Annotated in this window: 22 protein-coding genes and 2 pseudogenes; 5 read left to right on the top strand and 19 right to left on the bottom strand. The window is 69.8% G+C overall.

The features are described 5' to 3' along the window. Positions 1 to 2: 2 nt before the first annotated feature. From ABZS42_RS29930 to ABZS42_RS29915, 4 genes and pseudogenes are all read left to right on the top strand, one after another. On the top strand, positions 3 to 197 hold the full coding sequence (locus ABZS42_RS29930; protein WP_355150972.1) for a DUF397 domain-containing protein: 195 nt from the start codon (positions 3 to 5) through the stop codon (positions 195 to 197). Positions 198 to 379: 182 nt separating this feature from the next. Next, positions 380 to 1,548 (top strand): annotated as a pseudogene (locus ABZS42_RS29925) (IS3 family transposase). A 46-nt stretch (positions 1,549 to 1,594) separates the two neighbouring features. Further along, positions 1,595 to 1,882: pseudogene (locus tag ABZS42_RS29920) on the top strand (transposase); the annotation flags it as partial. Between the two features lie 43 nt (positions 1,883 to 1,925). Further along, the gene (locus ABZS42_RS29915) at positions 1,926 to 2,138 is read left to right on the top strand and encodes a hypothetical protein (RefSeq protein WP_355150970.1); all 213 of its coding nucleotides are present in this window, start codon (positions 1,926 to 1,928) and stop codon (positions 2,136 to 2,138) included. Positions 2,139 to 2,206: 68 nt separating this feature from the next. On the opposite strand, the gene ABZS42_RS29910 is transcribed toward ABZS42_RS29915, so the two are convergent. Genes ABZS42_RS29910 through ABZS42_RS29880 form a run of 7 tightly spaced genes read right to left on the bottom strand, consistent with a single transcriptional unit; the run spans position 2,207 to position 7,637 of the window. Then, positions 2,207 to 3,055: a hypothetical protein gene (locus ABZS42_RS29910; RefSeq protein WP_355150968.1), complete on the bottom strand. Its 849-nt coding sequence runs from the start codon at positions 3,053 to 3,055 to the stop codon at positions 2,207 to 2,209. Beyond that, a complete protein-coding gene (locus tag ABZS42_RS29905; RefSeq protein WP_355150966.1) occupies positions 3,049 to 3,630 on the bottom strand; it encodes an RNA polymerase sigma factor in 582 nt (193 codons plus the stop codon). The genes ABZS42_RS29910 and ABZS42_RS29905 overlap by 7 nt, the downstream gene beginning before the upstream one ends. A gap of 6 nt (positions 3,631 to 3,636) precedes the next feature. Continuing rightward, positions 3,637 to 4,299, bottom strand: coding sequence for a hypothetical protein (locus ABZS42_RS29900; RefSeq protein ID WP_355150964.1), 663 nt, complete (start codon positions 4,297 to 4,299; stop codon positions 3,637 to 3,639). Then, positions 4,296 to 5,570: a hypothetical protein gene (locus ABZS42_RS29895; protein WP_355150962.1), complete on the bottom strand. Its 1,275-nt coding sequence runs from the start codon at positions 5,568 to 5,570 to the stop codon at positions 4,296 to 4,298. Before ABZS42_RS29895 ends, ABZS42_RS29900 begins: the two co-directional genes overlap by 4 nt. Further along, the gene (locus tag ABZS42_RS29890) at positions 5,567 to 6,322 is read right to left on the bottom strand and encodes an ABC transporter ATP-binding protein (protein WP_355150960.1); all 756 of its coding nucleotides are present in this window, start codon (positions 6,320 to 6,322) and stop codon (positions 5,567 to 5,569) included. Before ABZS42_RS29890 ends, ABZS42_RS29895 begins: the two co-directional genes overlap by 4 nt. Further along, positions 6,319 to 7,104, bottom strand: a complete 786-nt coding sequence (locus ABZS42_RS29885; protein WP_355150958.1) for a zf-HC2 domain-containing protein — start codon at positions 7,102 to 7,104, stop codon at positions 6,319 to 6,321. Before ABZS42_RS29885 ends, ABZS42_RS29890 begins: the two co-directional genes overlap by 4 nt. Then, positions 7,101 to 7,637, bottom strand: coding sequence for an RNA polymerase sigma factor (locus ABZS42_RS29880; protein WP_355150954.1), 537 nt, complete (start codon positions 7,635 to 7,637; stop codon positions 7,101 to 7,103). The genes ABZS42_RS29885 and ABZS42_RS29880 overlap by 4 nt, the downstream gene beginning before the upstream one ends. A 285-nt stretch (positions 7,638 to 7,922) precedes the next feature. Between ABZS42_RS29880 and ABZS42_RS29875 the strand changes: the two genes are divergently transcribed. Continuing rightward, a complete protein-coding gene (locus ABZS42_RS29875; protein WP_355150952.1) occupies positions 7,923 to 9,236 on the top strand; it encodes a reverse transcriptase family protein in 1,314 nt (437 codons plus the stop codon). 606 nt (positions 9,237 to 9,842) lie between these two features. Here ABZS42_RS29875 and ABZS42_RS29870 read toward each other — a convergent pair. The 12 genes from ABZS42_RS29870 to amcA form a co-directional block, all read right to left on the bottom strand. Next, positions 9,843 to 10,058, bottom strand: a complete 216-nt coding sequence (locus tag ABZS42_RS29870) for a transposase (protein ID WP_355150950.1) — start codon at positions 10,056 to 10,058, stop codon at positions 9,843 to 9,845. A gap of 13 nt (positions 10,059 to 10,071) precedes the next feature. Continuing rightward, positions 10,072 to 10,332: a hypothetical protein gene (locus ABZS42_RS29865; protein WP_355150948.1), complete on the bottom strand. Its 261-nt coding sequence runs from the start codon at positions 10,330 to 10,332 to the stop codon at positions 10,072 to 10,074. A 230-nt stretch (positions 10,333 to 10,562) separates the two neighbouring features. Continuing rightward, positions 10,563 to 11,084 carry a DUF6346 domain-containing protein gene (locus ABZS42_RS29860; RefSeq protein ID WP_355150946.1) on the bottom strand — a complete coding sequence of 174 codons (522 nt, stop codon included), beginning with the start codon at positions 11,082 to 11,084 and terminating at the stop codon, positions 10,563 to 10,565. A gap of 103 nt (positions 11,085 to 11,187) precedes the next feature. Beyond that, complete coding sequence (locus ABZS42_RS29855; protein ID WP_355150944.1) at positions 11,188 to 11,478, bottom strand: nucleotidyltransferase family protein; 291 nt, start codon at positions 11,476 to 11,478, stop codon at positions 11,188 to 11,190. Positions 11,479 to 11,513: 35 nt separating this feature from the next. Next, positions 11,514 to 11,948, bottom strand: coding sequence for an NUDIX domain-containing protein (locus ABZS42_RS29850; RefSeq protein WP_355150942.1), 435 nt, complete (start codon positions 11,946 to 11,948; stop codon positions 11,514 to 11,516). A gap of 15 nt (positions 11,949 to 11,963) precedes the next feature. Beyond that, positions 11,964 to 12,761: a thiopeptide-type bacteriocin biosynthesis protein gene (locus ABZS42_RS29845; RefSeq protein WP_355150941.1), complete on the bottom strand. Its 798-nt coding sequence runs from the start codon at positions 12,759 to 12,761 to the stop codon at positions 11,964 to 11,966. Between the two features lie 13 nt (positions 12,762 to 12,774). Next, positions 12,775 to 13,845 carry a lanthionine synthetase C family protein gene (locus ABZS42_RS29840; protein ID WP_355150939.1) on the bottom strand — a complete coding sequence of 357 codons (1,071 nt, stop codon included), beginning with the start codon at positions 13,843 to 13,845 and terminating at the stop codon, positions 12,775 to 12,777. Then, a complete protein-coding gene (locus ABZS42_RS29835; RefSeq protein WP_355150937.1) occupies positions 13,842 to 16,598 on the bottom strand; it encodes a lantibiotic dehydratase in 2,757 nt (918 codons plus the stop codon). Before ABZS42_RS29835 ends, ABZS42_RS29840 begins: the two co-directional genes overlap by 4 nt. 67 nt (positions 16,599 to 16,665) lie before the next feature. After that, positions 16,666 to 16,821, bottom strand: a complete 156-nt coding sequence (fxlA, locus tag ABZS42_RS29830) for an FxLD family lanthipeptide (RefSeq protein WP_088643751.1) — start codon at positions 16,819 to 16,821, stop codon at positions 16,666 to 16,668. A 12-nt stretch (positions 16,822 to 16,833) separates the two neighbouring features. Continuing rightward, positions 16,834 to 18,075 carry a methyltransferase, FxLD system gene (fxlM, locus tag ABZS42_RS29825; RefSeq protein WP_355150935.1) on the bottom strand — a complete coding sequence of 414 codons (1,242 nt, stop codon included), beginning with the start codon at positions 18,073 to 18,075 and terminating at the stop codon, positions 16,834 to 16,836. 374 nt (positions 18,076 to 18,449) lie between these two features. Next, positions 18,450 to 18,794, bottom strand: a complete 345-nt coding sequence (locus ABZS42_RS29820; protein WP_355150933.1) for a hypothetical protein — start codon at positions 18,792 to 18,794, stop codon at positions 18,450 to 18,452. Beyond that, on the bottom strand, positions 18,791 to 19,020 hold a 230-nt coding region (gene amcA, locus ABZS42_RS29815; protein ID WP_355150931.1), incomplete at its 5' end, for a multiple cyclophane-containing RiPP AmcA. The genes amcA and ABZS42_RS29820, both read right to left, overlap by 4 nt.

Raw genomic sequence — 19,020 nt, 5'->3', positions numbered from 1 at the left:
CCGTGGACCTGTCTCGCGCTGTCTGGCGCAAGAGCACCAGGTCCGGCTCAAGCGGCAACTGTGTCGAGGTCGCCGCGCCCCCGAGGCTCGTCATGGTTCGCGACAGCAAGCAACGGCAGGGAGCTGTGTTGTCCTTTTCTCCAAACGAGTGGGCGACCTTCATCCAGGGCATCAAGGGCGGCAGCTTCGACATTTAGTTCACCCGGCAGAGCCGCCGGGGAAGACGAAGCTTGGCTGCGGCCAGTTGCATATCGCCGGCTAGGCGTCGTGACTTGAGAGCGCCTCTGTGTGTCGAGCGCACTGGGCCGGATGGGTCTGCTGCACCGATAGGTGACATCTGAGATGGCTTGCCCTAGTGGCGGGCTGGAAGGATGTCGCTGTGCCCAAGCCCTACCCCCGAGAGTTCCGTGATGATGTCGTGCGGGTGGCCCGTGACCGCGAGCCAGGCGTGACGGTCGAGCAGATCGCGAAGGACTTCGGGGTGCACTCGATGACGTTGTTCAAGTGGCTGCGCCAGGCCGACGTCGACGCCGGCGCGAAGCCCGGCACGACCAGTGGCGAGTCAGCCGAGCTGCGCGAGGCCCGTAAGCGGATCCGGTTGTTGGAGCAGGAGAACGAGGTTCTGCGGCGGGCCGCGGCGTACTTGTCGCAGGCGCATCTGCCGGGAAAAGGCTCTACCCGCTCGTGAGCGAGCTGGCCGCCGATGGGATCCCCGTGGCGGTGACGTGCCGGTTATTGAACATCGCTCGTCAGCCCTACTACCGGTGGCGTGCTCGCAGTGTCACCGACGCTGAACTGGCTGGAGCGTATCGGGCGGACGCGTTGTTCGACGCCCATCGCGACGACCCGGAGTTCGGCTACCGGCTCCTGGCCGATGAGGCCCGCGCTGCCGGCCAGCCGATGGTCGAGCGCACCGCCTGGAGAATCTGCTCCGGCATGGGCTGGTGGAGCGCGTTCAGCAAGAAGAAGCGTCGGGGCAAGGGCGGCAAGGCCGGTCCGCCAGTGCACGACGATCTCGTGCGCCGCAACTTCACCACGGACGGCCCGAACCGGTTGTAGTTGGCCGACATCACCGAGCATCGCACCGCCGAGGGCAAGCTGTATCTGTGCGCGATCAAGGACGTGTGGTCAAACCGGATCGTCGGCTACTCCATCGACTCACGGATGAAATCGAGGCTGGCCGTCAACGCCCTACACAACGCTGTAGCCCGTCGTGGTGACGTGGCCGGCTGCGTGCTGGACACCGACCGCGGGTCGCAATTCCGGTCCAGGAAATTCGTCCGAGCCCTCAACCGCCACCACATGACCGGATCGATGGGCCGCGTCGGCGCCGCCGGCGACAACGCCGCCATGGAATCCTTCTTCGGCCTCCTGCAGAACAACGTCCTCGACCGCCGAACCTGGACGACCCGGCAGCAGTTCAGGACCGCGATCGTGACCTGGATCGAACGGACCTACCACCGCCGCCGACGCCAACGATCCCTGTCCCGGTTGACCCCTATCGAGTACGAGACCATCATGACCCCACCGGCCAGTCAGGCCGCGTGACTGAAACTGTCACCTATCGGTGCAGCAGACCCCCCCCGCCCTGACCAAGACCTGGGTCGACGCCGGCTTCAAGAACAAGGTCATCGAACACGGCGCCACCCTCGGCATCGACGTCGAAGTCGTCACCAAGGACCCAAACGTCCGAGGGTTCTCCGTAGTCAAACGCCGCTGGGTCGTCGAACGCACCCTCGGCTGGATCATGCTCCACCGCCGCCTGGCCCGTGACTACGAAGCCCTACCCGACAACTCCGCCAGCATGATCCGCATCGCGATGATCGACAACCTCACCAAACGCGTCACCAACGAAACCACTCCAACCTGGCGAGACATCTGAAGGTGGCATCACTCGCAAAATACGTGAATCAGACGCCCTCTTAGTGGTCACATCCGCCACCCGCACGGCGCGCTACCCGACCCTGTTCTTTCCCGCCGACCGGTCATGGCTGGTCTCCGCGCTCTGGGACGACACCTGGACCTGCGTCGGCGACCCCGCACCACTGATCCACACCCTCGAACGCGACCCCGTGGCCAATGCCCGCCAGGTCCGACTCGACGAGGACGCGCCGCCGCCGGGACTGGTCCGCGAATGACGACCCACGTCCCGGGTCGGCGGTCAACGGTCAGCGGTCAGCGGTCAGCGGTCAGCCTCCGATCGTGGCTATCGCCCCCACTTCTCGGCAGGACGGCAGTCGCTGGTCGGTGTCCCGTAGATCCGCTTCCCGTCGGGGCCCGTGTAGCAGTGTTCGAGTTGGTCTTCGGCCTGGAACAGCGGACGCCTGTCGATCTCCGTCCCTCCGGCGTCGTAGCTGACCAGTTCAGGGGTGTTGCCGGCCTTGAGTCGGGCGTCGCTGGTCATCAGGCCGAACACGCCTCCGGAGAGCCGGGCTGCTGTGGTGTGACCGTCGTGGTGGTCGAGTACGAGCCGGTTGACGCGCGCGCTGACCCGGCCGCTGACATTGACGTCCCCGCCATCGGCTTCGGTGGAAGTCAGCAACAGCCGCTGCACCGGCCCGGGCAGCCAATCACCATGCGGCCACCGCTCGGTGGCGCCCCCACCGGACTCCCGGGCCGTTCCTGGCGACTCCACGTCGCAGGTGGCGTAGCCGACGTCGTTCATGAACAACACCAGCGCGCGGTCACCTCGCTCGGTGGCCACCGCCAGGTCGGCCAGGGACACCGGGACGGGTCGCTCTTGCGGGTCTTGGCGGGTCTGCCGTTGCGGGGAGTTCCACTGCAGGCACTGCTCAGCCGCTTCCTGCAGCGTCGGTGACAGTTCCCCGGCTCCCATGGCTAGTACCTGCACGGCCGATCGGTCCGGCCGGTCCCACATCACGGCAGCGGCACCGGACGCCACGGTCAGCAGCACCGCCACGGTCACGGCGATCCGCAGTCGAGGGGTACGCGCGGGCGGCGGGCTCACGGAGCCGAGGATCCGGGCCCGCATCGCGTGCCCCGTCTCCGGCGGCAGGTCACGCTCCGCGGGCAGGTCGAGAATGTTGTTCACCACTTCCCCTCCTGAATCTCCTCGGGCAGCAGCCGCGCCAGGCGGCTGCGCGCCCGACTGACCCGGGACCGCACCGCCACCTCGCTGATGCCCAACACGGCTGCCGCGTCCGGGTACGACACGCCGGACCACAGGCACAACGCCACCGCCTCCCGCTCGGCCGGCGGCAGCCGGCCGACGACCGAAAGGACCTCGGTCATCCGCCGCTCGTCATCGAGCCGCGCGACTACCTCGTCGGCGAGGTCACCGTCGGCGTACCGCTCTCCCGGTAGACGCCGTAGCAGCGCCAGCCACCGGCGCGCCGACCGCCACTCCGAGCGGACCTCATTAGTGGCGACGACCAGCAACCACGGCAACGCCGATCCGTCCACCAGGCGGGCGTCGTGCCGGCGGCGCCACGCGACGAGGAACGTCGCCTGAGTAACATCCTCAGCCGTCGACCACGAGCCGGTCAGCCGGAACGCGTGGTTGTAGATCGGGCGGGAGTACCGGTCGAAGAGCCGACCGAAAGCGACCTCGTCGCCGGCGGCGATCGAGGACCACAGTTCCTCGTCCGACGGCCGTACCTGATGCCTCACACCACACTATGGCCGCCCAAGCCGACTCTGTTGCAGATCACGGCGCACCTCTCGAACGAAAGCGGCGGATGGCCGGGACCCGCTGTGCACGTATCCCGCCGCACCGACGGCGAATATCGTGGCAGCGGTCAACCAGGATGCGGTGACGGTGGAGGGCTGGATCGGCCAAGCCCAAGCCGCAACGACGGTGCCGGTCTGGCGTGGAGCGGCGGCGTAGACGGCGCACACGTAGGCGAAGGCGGGCAGCCACGCCAGCCGCGCGCCGAGCAGCACCGCCCCGCCGGCGACCAGTCCGACACAACCGAAAACATTGCGAACCAGCGCGTGCGCACCGTACGTGTCGGGCGCTCGCAGTCCGGCCAGGCTGAGTGTCATGGCGGTGACGAAGACGGCGGCGAGAAGGTGACCGGCTCGCCATGCCAGCCACGGCAGGGGTGTGCTGCGTTCGAGGTCCTCGTCGGCGCTGGCGAGGGTGGGTCCGAGCAGGAGTGCGGCCAGCAGCGGTGCGAGTGCGACCACGGGGACGCGGGCGGCGGGCCCGTCGAAGTAGGGCCGGCTGGCGAGCCATGTTCCGGCGGCCCAGGCCAGCAGCGCGATGACGCCGACACCGATCAGGAACGTGGACGCGCTCCGGGAGCGCAGGTGCAGCGTGAGCAGGCGGCCGGTCACGACTGCTCGCCGAGGCGAATCAGCGCCGGGGTGTCACATCGGTGGGCGGCGTCGAGGTAGGCAGCGAACCAGGAACGCTGCGCCGGCTCCGGCAGTGCGCGGAGCCTGGCGAGGGCCTCGTTGTCGGCGGTCGCTGCCTCGTCGAGCATCCAGCGGGTGGCCAGGGTGTCGGTCTGGTAGAGCCGCTGGTCGATTTCGCGAACTCCGGAGGGGTCTTCGCATCTGGCGCGGGTCACCTGCCGGAAGTCCGCCCGCAGGCTCTTTCGGCTGGCCAGGCCGCCCAGCGCCGTGGACTGGAAGTCGAGGTTGAGCCAGACCGTCTCGTCGTCCCGTCCGATGGACTGGCCAGCCGGCTGGGCAGCCTGGTCAGCGGCCCGTCGGGGCGCTCCGGATATCCCGTCGAGACGGGCCAGGATCGGCTGCACAACCGCAGCGACGTCGTCGATCAGGAACGCGTTGATCCGGGACAAGCACACCTGCGGTCCACTGCTCGTGCACACCAGCTCCACCGCGGCCGGGTCGGCCGGGAGGCGATAGGCGCCCGGCCCCGTCGTGATCGGCACGGCGACGGCGACGGCGAGCCCGCCAGCCAGCAAGGCTGCGCGCCGCTGCCGCGCGGCGGCGGCGAGCAGCAGGACCGTCAGGGCCACCAGCCAGGCTGCCTGCAACGCGGTGACCCGTCCGGGAACGAGTGAATACACCGCCCAGCCGCCGTAGACCGGCGAGAGCCACGCGGCGGACGTGCCGTCCCAGTAGGTGACGATGGCCAGGCCGAGGTAGGTGGCGAGGCCGGCGATCGGGGCGGCCACCCGCAGCGGTACGAGCCGGCCGACGAGGACGCCGACCGCGGCGGCGGTGGCCAGGGCGAGGACACCGACGAGCAGCGTCCACCACCAGCCCCCACCGGCGTACGTCGCCACCCGAACGACCAGCGCCCCGGCTCCGGCGAACGCGACCAGCAGCCCGGCGGTGCCGGCCACGGTCACGGCGAGCCAGGCCGCCACCAGTGGTTGCCAGCCCGGGCGGGGGGTGGAGGCGATCAGCTCGTCGATGTCGCGCCGCCGTTCCCGCCCGGACTGCCACGCCCCGGCCGCGATCATGAGAGCGCACAGGATCAGCAGCGACATCCGCAGGTAGTTGGCGAGGCCCGCCCAGCGGCCGGCCCAGTCGTCCGGGTGCACGGCCAGCATCCACACTCCGGCGCAGAGCATCGCCGCCGCGGCGAGGGGCGCCGTGCCGCGGCGTAGCTCCACCCCCAGCGTGCGCTTCACCGCGGTGCCGTCCGCGCGCCGCGCAGCACCGCCGTGTAGCCCCGTTCGATCGGGGAGTCGCCGCTATCGTCATCCCCACCGGCCGCGATCAGCTCATCGGAAAGGCCGGTGAAGACCAACCGCCCCCCATCGACCAGGTTGACCCGGGTGCACGCCGCCACGACGTCCTCGACCAGGTGAGTGCTGACCAGGACGACGGCATCCAGGCCCAGCTCCCGCAGCAGCGCTCGGAACTGCACCCGCTGCTCCGGGTCCAGGCCGGCGGTCGGCTCGTCCAACAGCAGCAGCCGCGGGTCGTTCACGATGGCCTGGGCGATGCCGGCGCGGCGCAGCATCCCGCCGGAGAGGTGCTTCATCCGGTCGTCGGCGCGCTCCAGCAGGCCGACCCGCTCGATCGCCCGGTCCACCGCCAGCGGGATCCGTCCCGGCGGCATTTCCTTCAGCCAGGCGAAGTACTCGACGAACTCGCGGACGGTGAAGCGCGGGTAGAAGCCGAACGCCTGGGGCAGGTAGCCCAACTGTCGGCGCGCCTGCCGCAACGCCGAGCGATCATCGATTTGGTGGCCCAGCAGCCGGACCTCACCCCGGTCGGGGCGCAGCACCGTGGCCAGGACCCGCATCAGGGTGGTCTTGCCGGCGCCGTTCGGGCCGAGCAACCCGTGCACCCCCACCCCCAGCTCGAGGTTCAGGTCGTCGAAGACGACTCGCTTGCCGTAGCTGACCCGCAGGCCGTCGACGCTCACCGTCGTCATGCCGATTGCCTTCCCACCCGTTCCCGACGCACATACACCACCACCGCGGCCACCGCGGTGACGACCAGCCACCCCGGGACGCCCGACACCAGGACCGCCACACCGCCGACCGGCGGCGCCAGCACCACCACCGCCCACACCCCCGCCACCACCAGCGCGGCGTACGCGGGCTCGACCAGCGATCCGAGCGCCAACGTCAGCACGGTCAACGCGACACAGGGAAGCAGCCACAACCCCGGCATACCGATGCCCGTCACCGCGCCGGCGAGGACCGCGACGGGCGCTGCGACCGCGAGGACCGCCAGCGTGCGCCACAGCACGATCCGCAGGCCGCCCTGCGGTGTCCCCGCGATCAGCTCGTGCAACGGATCGGTCCGCGGCCCGTACGACAGGGCCGTACCAACAGCAGGCAGCGCAGGCGCGACCAGCAGGAGCAGCCACGGCGGGACCACCGTCGGGCTGACCGCCAGCCCTGCGGTGAGCACCCCGGTGACGGCCACCGACAGCAACCACGCCGCCCGCGCCGCCGGCCCCGCACCCACCAACACTCTGAGCCGCCGCCACTCGGTAGCCCGCCGCACCCGCCCCTGCATTGGCAACCGGTTGCCGAGCGATACCGCGACCGCATCGAGCACCAGAGTGGTGGACGCGTCCGGTGCGATGCGCGTCCGGCAGGCCACACAGCAGTCGAGGTGCGCCTCGACTGACCACGCATCCACGTCCGCGAGACGCCCCTCGGCATACGCCGCCAGCACCCCGGCGTCGACGTGGAACCCGGTCATGACAGGGCCTCCCTCAGCTCGCGGCGCGCCCGCATCGCGCGGGTCTTCACAGTGCCCTCCGGCACACCCAGCAGCACTGCGGCCTCCCGTACCGTCAGGCCGTCCAGCACCGTGGCCTGCAACACCGCCCGCAACTCCGGAGCCAACCGGTGCAGCGCACGCTCCAACTCGGCGTCGTACGCACCGGCCAAGGCCTCGTCCTCCGCCGAAGGGGACCACGCCAACACGTCCTCGCCCGGCTCCCCCACACTCTGCGGGCGGGCCAACGCACGCCGCCGCGCGTCGATCAACCGACCGGCCGCCACCGACCACAGCCAGCCCACCGCCGCACCGTCCCCGCGGTAGCCGGCCGCGGCCCGCCACACCGTCAGGAACGTCTCCTGCAACACCTCCCGGATCAACTCCGGATCCCGGCACCGGCGGCGCAGACGCAGCACCAACCACGACGCGTTACGCGCATACAGCACGTCGAACGCCCCGCGGTCACCCTTCCCGACAAGGCGCAACAGCTCCTCGTCGTCCACGTCCATCACGCAAGGTTAGGACGCATCACTCGACGAAACGGTTCTCTGCGCCGCGCCACACGCCTCGCGGACACCGATGACGGTATCTGTTCTCTACGCTGCTCCCATGGCAGCGTGTCCCGAGCTGACCAGGCCGGACCCCCACGCGGGGTCCGGTCACGGTCTCTCCGGGGCAACCCCGGGGACGCGACACTCACCTCGGCACCACACCACAGGTGCGTCGGCGCGCTCCGCGAGCCTGTGCACCCGCACGACCGGGCATCGTCGGGACACGCTGCCACCATCGGCTCGGTCGTGACCACCATTCACGCCCTGGCCACCGCGCTCGCCGACGCGTTCCTCGCCGGCGACGGCTGGCGTCGCGCCGATCTCGTCGACCAGGGTGGGCTCGTCCTCGGGATCCGGCGGCGTTGGCTGTGGCCGGTCGCTGACGCGGTGCTGGTCGTCTACCCGCGCCCACCCACCGACCGGCCACGCGAGCTGGCCACGTTCCTGAGCACCCTCGAACCGCTGCGCGCGGCAGTCGCCGCCGCCCGCCAGCACCAGCGGCCGATCGTCATCCACGCGCGGCCCGTGACGCCGACCCGCACCGTCCGCCGACCCTGGCACACCCCGATCATCGACACCGTCGGCGACCTGGCCGCGATGCTCGACCTGAGCATCGAGCACCTCGACTGGTACGCCGACCGACGTGCCATGAACCGACGCGCCACCGCCCACCGGCTGCACCACTACCACTACCGCTGGACCGACCGGGGCCGGCTGATCGAGGCACCGAAATCGCGGCTCCGCGCCCTACAACGCCGGCTCCTCGCCGAGGTCCTCGGCCCCATCCCGGGCCACCCCGCCGCCCACGGCTTCGTACCCGGCCGCTCCGCACACACCTTCGCCACCACCCACACCGCACAGCCGGTCGTCGTCCGCATCGACCTGCTCGCCTTCTTCACCCACATCCCCGCCACCCGCGTCCACGGACTGTTCCGCACCGCCGGCTACCCCGAACCCGTCGCCCACACCCTCACCGGACTGTGCACCACCCGCACCCCGCACCCCGTCCTCCGCCAAGCACCCACCGACCTACCGCACCGGGCGGCCCGGCTCACCGCGCTGCGCACCGGCCACCTGCCACAAGGCGCGCCCACCTCACCCGCGCTGGCCAACCTGTGCGCCTACCGACTCGACCGACGCCTCACCGGCCTCGCCGACGCCTTCGACATCACCTACACCCGGTACGCCGACGACCTCGCCTTCTCTGGCGGCCTCACCAGCCGCCGCATCGACGACCTGATCGCCGCCGTCACCCACATCGCCCGCGAGGAGGGGTTCCGAGTCCATCCAGCCAAGACACGCGTCCGTAGCCGAGCCGACCGGCAACTCCTCGCCGGACTCGTCGTCAACCACCACCCCGCCACACCACGCGACGAATACGACCAGCTCCGCGCCATCCTGCACAACGCCGCCCGCACCGGCCTCGCCGCGCAGAACCGGACCGGCCACCCCGACTTCGCCGAATACCTAATCGGACGAGTTCTCTGGGTCGGTCATCACCATCCGGCACGCGCGGCCAAACTCGCCACCCTGCTGGCCCACGCGCTCGCGGCACCGTAGACTGACGCGGCACGGCAACTTCGCCGGATCTCGGCAAGAGCACGTCGGATCGCCCGAAGCATGGCCTGAGCAGGACTTACGCCCGTTCTGCTGATCTTCGGCAAGCGAGCACAGCGACGCGCATATGCGACCTACTAACGTGAAAACAGAATAGGAACCCGCAGGTAGTTAGCCTCTGGATACAGATAGAGCGTCGTCTTAGGAAACCGTTGCTCCATCTGAGCTACGAGGGCGCGAGTCGTCAGTCTAACGACCTGCGCGTTGACCCGCGTTGGTAGGGAGTGACCCCCGTTGACCTGCGTCCTCCCGGTCGGCCGGCTCGACTGATGACCACACGTGGACCACACGGTCGGGCCGCCGGCCATGATCGTTTAACCTTGATTGACCCGAACTGGCACCGATCGCCAAAGTGGCATCCGCTGGAGAGCACACACCGCGCACATCATCCCAGGCAGAGACGTCGGCCCGGGGCGGATAGGAACGCGCGATCCGCGTAGTGGCCGTGTTCACGTCCGATCGCGGCTATCGCGGACTCGGCTCGTCGATCATGCGTGGTTACGAGCGGCGCGGGTGCGTAGGTCGGCTCACCCGGCGGGGTCGATCCAGTCAAGGCCGCCGGCCCCGTCGTTCAGCGGCCCGGACCCAGTTCCGCAGCGTTTCGTGGCTCATCCCGAGCTCACGAGCGACCTGGTTGATGGGCCGCTGCGACGAGCGAACCAGATCAACGGCATCACGTCGAGACTCTTCCGTGTACTTCGACGGATGCCCCAACGGGGACACCCCTTCCTCTGGACCAACGTCCAGAGGAAGGGGTGTCCACATCCCAGGGGGAAGCTCAGTTGCCGATCAGGAGGACGAGCAGGACGACCACCGCCACGACGGCCGCTATGGCGTTTAGGACCATCACGGTCGAGAGGCCGGTGGACTTCTGCCCCGAAGCACCCAACGACAGTTTGGCGAGGGTGACCGTTGGTGCCATGTACTCGAGGGTGACGACCTCCCCGTCGCCGACCGTGACGTCCGCCTGGGCACGGCCAGCCTTGCGCGGCAGAGTGTACGGCACCCAGACCGCTATCTGGTGTCGACCGGGCGTCACCGGTAAACGGTGGTCGCCCCACCCGGTGACACCCCCGGTCGACGCCGTCGACCAGCAGGCGGGGCTTCGCGGTCCGGTAGAGGAAGGCCGCGGGCGGATGGGTCAAGCTGATCGACACCGTGCCCGTCCTGACCGGATCGCCGGAACCCGGGATCCGCTGGCCGCAGCCACGGTTGTTAGGTCCACGCTCCGACAACGTGACTCCTCCCTTTCCTCTTGGTACGGACGGATCATTCCGATTGCTTCCGGAGCAGCCTGTTCGCGGCCGACTGGAACCGCGGTACGCCGAAAATGGCACGCAACAGGTAGACAACGGTGGCGAAGGCGAGCAACGCCTTTACCGTCCACTCGACCATCTCGACCAGCCGAACTGCGGTCGCCCAGGCCCGGTGTACCGGGCGACCGTAGATGCAGTCCGCGTTGTCCGAGCCGGAGCACGCCTCGCGGAACTCGACGTCGTTGCCGGCGTCGCGCGGGGTGACGATCGAGTGGCGCACGACGGCCTCCACGACCCGACCGTCGTCCGTCCGCACGACCACCTGGCACTCCCACCAGTACCCGAAGCCGTTGACACTCACCGGACCCGCCCGCCGGCACTCCCCTACCTGGGCGACCGCCGGCCGCTCCTTAATCGAGCTGATCTCTCCGGTCCCGCGGTACAGGCTCTCGACTGTCGCGAACGCGAACCCCGTCACGACCCAGCCCAAGGCCAGCAAGACCGCCACCGCGAGCTGACCAAGCCGACCCCACACGGGCCCAAGCCGTTCGTAGGCGGCGCGTTGCTTCGCCTGAAGAGCGGCCTGGTCAGCATCCGGCGGATTGGTAACGAGAAACCTCCTCCAAGGAGCGGCCCGATCATATTCTCCGGCTTGAAGACCCGACCCGCGGCGGCTCCGGCCAGGCTGCCACCAGCGGCTCGGTGGCCCGGTCGTCGTTGTCGCGGCTCAGGTCCGTCGGGTCGTGGAAGACGACGTCGACGTCCCGCGCCAACGAGGGGTCGAAGCCGTCGCCGTACCGCTCGCTCCAGACGAGGTCGCGGATGGTGCCGGCGCCGATCCAGGCGTCCGGCAGGCAGGAGTCCCGCACGACGCCCAGCACCAGCCACGGGCTGCGCTGGACCAAATCCCGCAGTTCGTCTTCCCGCATCGGTTCCCCCCGTTTGCCGCTGTTGGGATTCCTGGTCAGTCGAACAACCGGCCCACGAGAGCGCCTTGGCCGGACTGCAAGACGTGCGCCGCCCGTATCGGTATCCAGAAGCATTCGAATCGAGTGGGCTCCTGCTCGCCGTCGTGGTCCTCTTGGCTCGCCCACCGTTCGGGCGTCGGCCCGTGCAGCGCCAGCTCGAAGACGTGCCGACGTTGGATCTCGAAGCGGAGCGGGCTGATGTCGTACTCGATCTCCCCCAGCTTGCGCACCATGGTGAAGCCGGTCAGTCCGGTCTCTTCGCGGGCCTCGCGCAGCGCCGCGTCCGCCGGGTCCTCACCCGGGCGGACGCTGCCGCCCGGCACCTGGATGCCCACTTCCTCGTAGCTGAAGTCGGTGTGCCGGAAGACGAGCAAGTGCCCGTCCCGCACGACGTAGCAGAGAACCTTGTTGGTAATCGTCTTCTCGGGCATGGCGCCTTCCTCCTCTCATTCCTGGTGCGTCTGCCCGGGGTCTGGCAGGTGCGGATCGGGCAGGCCGAAGATGGCTTCCTGGGCCGCTCGGGCGAGGGTGGCCTGGGCGGTGGCGGGTAGTCCGAGCCTGTTCCAGTGAAAGATCACATGCAATGCGATTACTGCCCGTAGGCCACGGGTGAGTCTGCCCCTCTCCCGTTGGCGGTGTAGGGCAGTGCCCGCATTCGCGAATGCGGTGTGCCAGTTGCCGGTGGTGCGAGGTGCGCCGAGCAGCAGGCTCCGAACGTCTCCGGTGAACCTCTCCCACCTGCGGGCATCGGTTCTGGGTGCCTGGTTGAGGTGTGCTGCGCGGTGCTCGACGACTTGTGCCCATACATCACCTTGCTCGTTGAGGTCCAGCCCTGCTGCGCGCATCAGGGCGGTGCACAAGATCAAGGAGTATTCGCGCCGGTTGGTGGGGTGCTGGTGGAGGTAGGTGAGCAGGTGGCGGCTGTCGTGGTGGAACAGCACGTGGGCGGTGGCCATGGCGTCGTGGCCGCCGAACGCATGGGTTTCGGGTTCGTAGATGTCGCCGGTCCAGTTGGCCCCTTCGGTGAGTAGCCGGCGGGCCAAGTCTCCGCTGTCTGGGCTGTTTGTGGGCAGGTAGCGGATGCGCCAGGCGCCTTTGCGGATGAACCACCAGCACGTGATCAGGCCGGCGGTCTCGGCGGCGGCAAGCACTCGGCTGAGGTGGGTGACCGCCTGTTGCTCGCGCTCCCGGGCGGCCTGGCCGGGGTAGCTGATGTTGACCTGGTGCCAGGGGGTGTGGTCCACGGCGGCTCTTTCGTCAGGTGAGGAGGAGACAGGCGTCCCAGGCGGTGGCGGCGGCGGTGACGAGGTCGGCTCCTGCCTTGCCGTTGAGAAGCCCCTCGGGCTCGTTCGGGGTGGGGGCGGTCTGCCGGTGGAGATCTTCTACGGCAGCCAGAGGTATCGAGGTGAGGGCGTCGGAAGCGATCCGGCGGGCGGTAGCCAACAGTCCGCCGGTGCCGTGACACAGGCCTCGGTCGGTGAGCCGCCGGAGTTGTTCCGGGTCGGTAACGCAGGTGGTGAATGCGGTCTCGGCGCGGTGCTGGCGGGTGGTGTCATGCAGGGCGTGTGCGGCGAGTTGTTGGGCGCGGGCGATGCCGGGGGTGCCGTAGCACCAGGACGGCCGCAGCGGGGTTTGCTGGGCCGGTGTTGCTTGGTGCAGGTCGGTGAGGGTGATGGTTTGCGGCCACCAGATCGTGCCGTTGGTGTGCTGCTGCCAGGCGTCCAGCCATCGGCTGATGCGGTTGATCGCCGTGGTGTGTCCGGCGACCGTGATGCCGTCGCGGAGGGTGAGGGCGAGCAGAGCCAAGGGACCGGTGATGCCGTGCGCCATACCGAAGTTCGCGTGACCACCCAAGGGCGGTGGCTGGCGGCGTTCGGACCCGTTCCAGCACCACCAGCCGGGCAGTTCGTCGCACGGTTCGGTGAGCCGGACGAGGTAGTCCAGGACCTGGCGGAGCAGGTCGTGATTGCCGAGCCTGCGCAGGACGACGCCGAGCCCGGTCAGTCCGCGGATGAGGTCGTACTCGGCGTAGTGCGGCTGCTCGTGTCGATCGATGCGGCGGTGGGCGGCGTCGAGCCGTCGGCGGGTCACCGTGGCGGTGCCGTCGGCGGTCGCCGCTCGCGCCTCGGTGAGCCCTGGATGGTCAGTGGTGGCGAGGACGAACGCGAGCGCGGGAGCGCCGTAGAAGAGGCTGGCCCCCTCGGCGATGCTCACGCCACCGCCGGTAGCGTCGCGCAGCGCCCCGTACGCTGCTGGCCGGTTGCCGGTTTCCAGGCGCAGCAGGGCAATGCCCGCCGCGCCGTCGGCGAGGGATTGTCCCGCGGTCACGGCTTACGCCCGGCGAGGGTGGTGCGGGCGATGGTGCGGGCCAGCCGCAGGCAGTGCCGTTCGGAGGCGGGGTCGACGCCGATCATGCGGGCGTGGTGCAGGTGCAGCAGGTCACCGAGCACCTCGTCGGGGTCAAGTCCGTCATCGGCGACCAAGGAGCGGTAGGCGGCCAGCGCTGCCGCGAGTTGCTCGTCATGGACTGGGCGCTGGGCGTGTTCGAGCTGGGCGGGGTCGAGGCGGGGGCCGGTCCGGTGGGCGACGTGGGTGGCGAGCCAGCGCCGCCCGTCGCCGGTGAAGCTGTCAGCGATAGCGATCATCCCGGCGGCGGTGGCGGCCTGTCGGTCGCCGGTGAGCCGGTGCAGGGCGGCGTGCGAGTCGGCGGCGAACACCCGCTCGGCGGCGGCTATGGCCGCCGCGCCGCCGTAGCGGGTTTCGGGGCGGTACGGGTGCAGGCTGTAATCGTGGACGACGGCGTCATCGTGCAGGCGCTGCACCCAGCCGGCGAGATGGCGGGTGGTATCGGCGAACCCGTCGGTGTCCGGAAGCGGGATGCGTAGCCGCAGGTGCGGCTCGGGGTGGGGATACCTCAGGAACCACCAGCCGACTGGAAGGTGGCCGGCCGGGCGGTGGGCGAGGTCGATCAAGATGTCATCGAGCCGACCGTGTAGGTGTGCCTCGATCCACCGTGACTGCCCTGGCCAGTGCTGAACAGTGGTGGCTGGTCGGGCTGGTCGGGCTGGTCGGGCTGGTTGAGCGGCCGGCGCGGGGTGGGTGAGGGTGAGCAGGAGTTCGGCGGGGCGGCCGTGGATCCAGCCCGCTGGCCCTGGAGCTTCGGTGATCACGGTGCGGGGACGCCGGTCGAGGTGGTCGCGTAGGACCGCCAGGTGGGCGGGGTTGTCCAGGTCAAGGCGTAGGCGTATGTCGTCATCGCCGACCAGGACCTGCTCCGGGATGTGCCGTTGGAGGCGGTGTCGTCGCCAGGCGACACACCACTGCGCCCATGCTGTCCCCTGAGCGGGAAGCGCGGTGTGGTCGACGATCCAGCGGGCGGGGTGCACGATGGTGGGTCCGCGCCGCAGGCGGGGCAGGAATGGCAGGTCGCTGGCGTGTCCCCAGTCGAACCGGCTGCACGGTGCCGTCCACGCGGCCCAGATCTCGGCCAGGAACCGCATCAGCGGCTGCTGCAGTGTGGGCAGCAGCACGCTGTTGAACAGCAGCGGTTCGACAGGCTGACCGGTGGCCGCCGATACCAGCCACAACCGGCGGCCATCGCCGGTTACCGCCAGGTCCTCGATCGTGTACGGCGGTGCCGGGTGGAAGTCGCCGACAGGGAGGACTGGCAGCAGCTCGGGCGTCCGGGCTACTGCGGTGAGGCGGGCGTCAAGGGGTGGTCCGGACAGCTGCAGCGGGGCCGCGCCGGGCAGAGCGGTCGGCAGATGCCGGTAGACCTGCTGGAATCCGGCGAGTTCGGCGGGGGTGAGCAGGTGCAGGAACCGGGCCGCGGCGACCCCGGCGTGGCGGGATCCGCTGAGCACCGTCAGGGCGAACGCGCCGCGGTCCAGGTCGCGCGGGGTGTCGGCGGCGAGGGCGAACCGCAGTTCGGTGTGCGGAATCGGCGGCCGGTCGTCATTCCCGCGCAACCGGTCGATCAGCGCGTCGTCGAGCCCCACCTCGGCGCAGTCGTTGAGTGCGGCCTGCTGCGCGAGCTGTCCGAGCAGCCGGTCGCGGGCGGTGAACAGCGCTGGGGCGTGGCGAGTGGATCCCCGGTAGCCGGCCGGGAAGCCCAGCACGTTCAGCACGTCACGGATGGGAACAGCCGCTCCTGGACCCCATCGCTCGATGAACGCGTTGTGGTACTCGGCCCATCCGGGGGTAGGTGGTGGCGCTACCGCCACGAGCGTGGATGCGGCCCGCTCCGCCTCGTGCAGGACCGGCGGGGGCAGGGTCACGGCGATGTCGGCACGGAGGTCGACGGCGGTCCGGCTGCCCGGCTCCGGAATGACGCAGTGGCGGGCGACGTGGGCGGCCGGGTCGGTGGCGGTCATGGGCGGGCGCAGGGCCGACAGCAGCACCCCGGTGTGAACCAGTTCGGCCAGCAGCCGCTCGGCGTCGGCGATGCTGGCGGGTCCAGCGATCGTCTCGGCGAGGTCGGCGAACCTGACCGGGGACCGCGCCGCCTGGATCGCCGCCCGGATCGGGCTGGTCAGGCGGACCTCGACGTCCCACCGCCGATCGTCGCTGGCGTGGGCACAGGGCAGCACCCACCTGTCGCCGCGCCGGTATCCCAACGAGTTAGTCGCGACGGCGACGGTGCGCAGGGTGGCCAGGTCGTGTTCGGCCCGCGCGGTGTGCTCGGCGATGAACTGACCGTCCGAGCGGGAGACCACGCGATGAGCCTCGCCCAGACGGACAGCCGCGCGCGCACCGAACTGGACCGGGGCGACACCGGCGAACATGCCGAACGGGGTCGCACGGGTGGTCCAGCGCAGCAGGTACCGGACCACTGACTGCACCACGCGCCGCAGTCGCTGCTGAGGCATCGGCTCACCGCTCAGCGCGCGTTGGATCTGGCCGGCCAGCTGCGGCGCCGCGCCGGTAACGGCTGCCGCGAATCCGGGCAGCGTCCACGCCTTGTCCAGCCACTCGCGCCACTGATCCGGATGACCGTGGGCCGTGTCGGGCCAGGCAGGCAGAACGAGGCCCTTGGGGTAGGCGGCGATTCTGATCAGCGCCGCACCAGCTGCGGGAACCATGATTACCACCGAATCGACGGGCCCGGCGCGCTCGACGCCGGGCCCGATCCTGAGAGAACGGAAGGGATCAGTTGCCGCCGTCACACTTCGTGGTGCAGGCGTTGGAGCCGGTGTTGCCGGAGCCGCACCCGTCGTCGGTGGCGGTGGCGTAGCCACCCGCGGTGGGGCCGGCGTCGACCAGGCTGACGTCCAGGGCGAACTCCGAGGTGTCGGTGTCGTTCACGTGCTTTCCCTTCTATGCGGGGGTGAAGGTGAGGACGAAGCGGCTATGCCGCTTGTCCAACACCGTCCCGGCCGGCAGGTCGCCGTCGGGAGTACCAGCGGGCAGGATGTGCAGCACCGGCGAAGGGCTGCCCGAATCCAGCCACGCGCGCATCTGTCCGACCATCCGACCGGCCGCCGACGCAGCATCGGACCCATGCGCACAAGCACCCAGGTCGAACATGTCGTCGTCGTTCCAGCGCAGCGTCGAGCGGTAGCAGAATGCACCGTCGGTGAGGGCGGCCGGTGTGCCAAAGCGCCACGCCGGGGCGACGACACCCGCATCCACGGCCACCTGCTGAGCCGTGAGAACAACGAACTGCTGTCCCGCATCGGTGATGCGGGTCGCCAGCCACAGGTCGAGGTCAGCCAGGACGGTACGAGGCGGCAGGCTCACCCCGGCCCATGCCTGCGTCTGCGGCTGCGCCAACAGCTCACCGACGGCGTGCCGGTTGACCTGCCGGTCCTCGTCCAGCCGCAGGTGCACCCCGTCAGCGATGTCGACGTACCGCACCTCATGCGCCCCGGCACCCTGCATCGACACGAACCCGCACAACCGCTGGCTGTGACTGACCAACCGGTCCCCCACCCGGCGCATCGCCCATGAGCGGGTCATCCCGAACGTCCGTAGCGGCACGACGAGCGTTCCGTTCTCGGCGAGCTGCGCGGTCCAGGCCGGTGAGATGTCCCAGGCGCCGACCGTGACGATGATCAAGTCATAGGAGCGGCCCGGGTTGACCGGTTGCTCAGCGTCCGCACACACCACGGCCACGTCGTCGTAACCCGCCGCGGTGAGGCAGGCGGTGGCCCGGTCGGTCACCTCACGATCGATGTCAACGGTCGTGACCGAGCCCGACGGGCCGACCAGCTCGCGCAGCAGCGCGGCGTTATATCCGCCGGAACCGATCTCCAGGACGTGCCGGCCGGCCAACCCACCGTCGACGGCGTCTGCGGCCTGACCGAGCATCTCCGCGATGAGCCACGGCGCCGACACCGAACTGACCGCCTCGTCGCCGATCCTCTTGGTCACCACGGCCTGGTCGGCCCGGTACGCCTCCGTAAGCGCGGCATCCGGAGTGAACAGATGACGTGGCACGGACCGTAGCGCTGCCTCGATCTCAGGCCGCAGGATCAGCCCTTTCTCCGCGTGATCAGCGACGAGCTGATCGACCATTGCGGCATGGAGGTCCTCGCCGCTCGCCGTGTCGACACTCATTCAGGTGTTCTCCCTTTCCATCAGGGCCTCCCGATCGGATGGCCCGCCGTTCCGCTCTTCTCGGCTCAACAGAGCCTCAAGCCGCTGACTCGCCAAGTCCGATGGGAGTCTGAAGTCGATGTAGTGCTCTGGTCGCAGGTTGCGTCCTGCTGGCGTACATGCACGCCGCTCACATGCGCGGACGTTCTTGGGAGGGCCTTGCCTGAGGCGGCAACGCCGAGGGCGCAGCCCGTGTAGCGCAAGATCACAGTCGCGAGGCGGTCTCCTGCTCCGCTGCAATCTCCCAGGCTCGTTCAACTCAGGGGCCAACCTGACGATCTGGAACCTGCCGACCACCGCCGGCTGGCCGGTGGCGTTGATGGGGCCGATGCCGTTCACGAGGAGGCCTCATCGAGGCTGGTGGCCGTGGTGGTGCTGACGCGGTAGGCGTGGGTGTGGCGGGCGGGCCAGCCGAGGAACCGGTCGAACATGTCGGCGGCGCTGCCCGTGACGCTCGGGTTGAGCCGGTGCAGGTCGTCGATCGCGTCGTGCAGGCAACCGGCCAGGTAGAGGAACAGGCTCACCGGCACATCGCGGTACTCGGCCAGGAGCGCGAGCTTCGCTGCGCCGCAGGGCCACGGCTGCCCGCAGCGCCGACACAACCACAGCGGACGCATCGGCAGATGCTCCGGCAGCCCAAGCCGGTCCGGCACGATGGGGCGTGCGCCGTCGCTGGTCATCGGCGGCCAGGCTTCCGCGTCTGCTGCTCGAACACCGTCCGCCAGACATGCGTCAGCAGCGGCAGATCGGCCACCGACTGCTCCACCGGCTCGACCCGATTCGAGAGGTCCCGGGGCAGCTCGCCCGTGGCGGCGTACCGCGACACATACACCGTCATGGCCGAGCCCCGGCCGGTGCCGACGTCGGTGTGCGGTGGGTTTGCCGGTGCACCGGCCCCACCCCACC

Origin of the sequence: Micromonospora sp. NPDC005367 (assembly GCF_040606825.1) — a bacterium.
Taxonomy (GTDB): domain Bacteria; phylum Actinomycetota; class Actinomycetes; order Mycobacteriales; family Micromonosporaceae; genus Micromonospora.
Note: the sequence above shows the minus strand (reverse complement) of the source record. Positions and strands in the feature narration are given on the sequence as shown.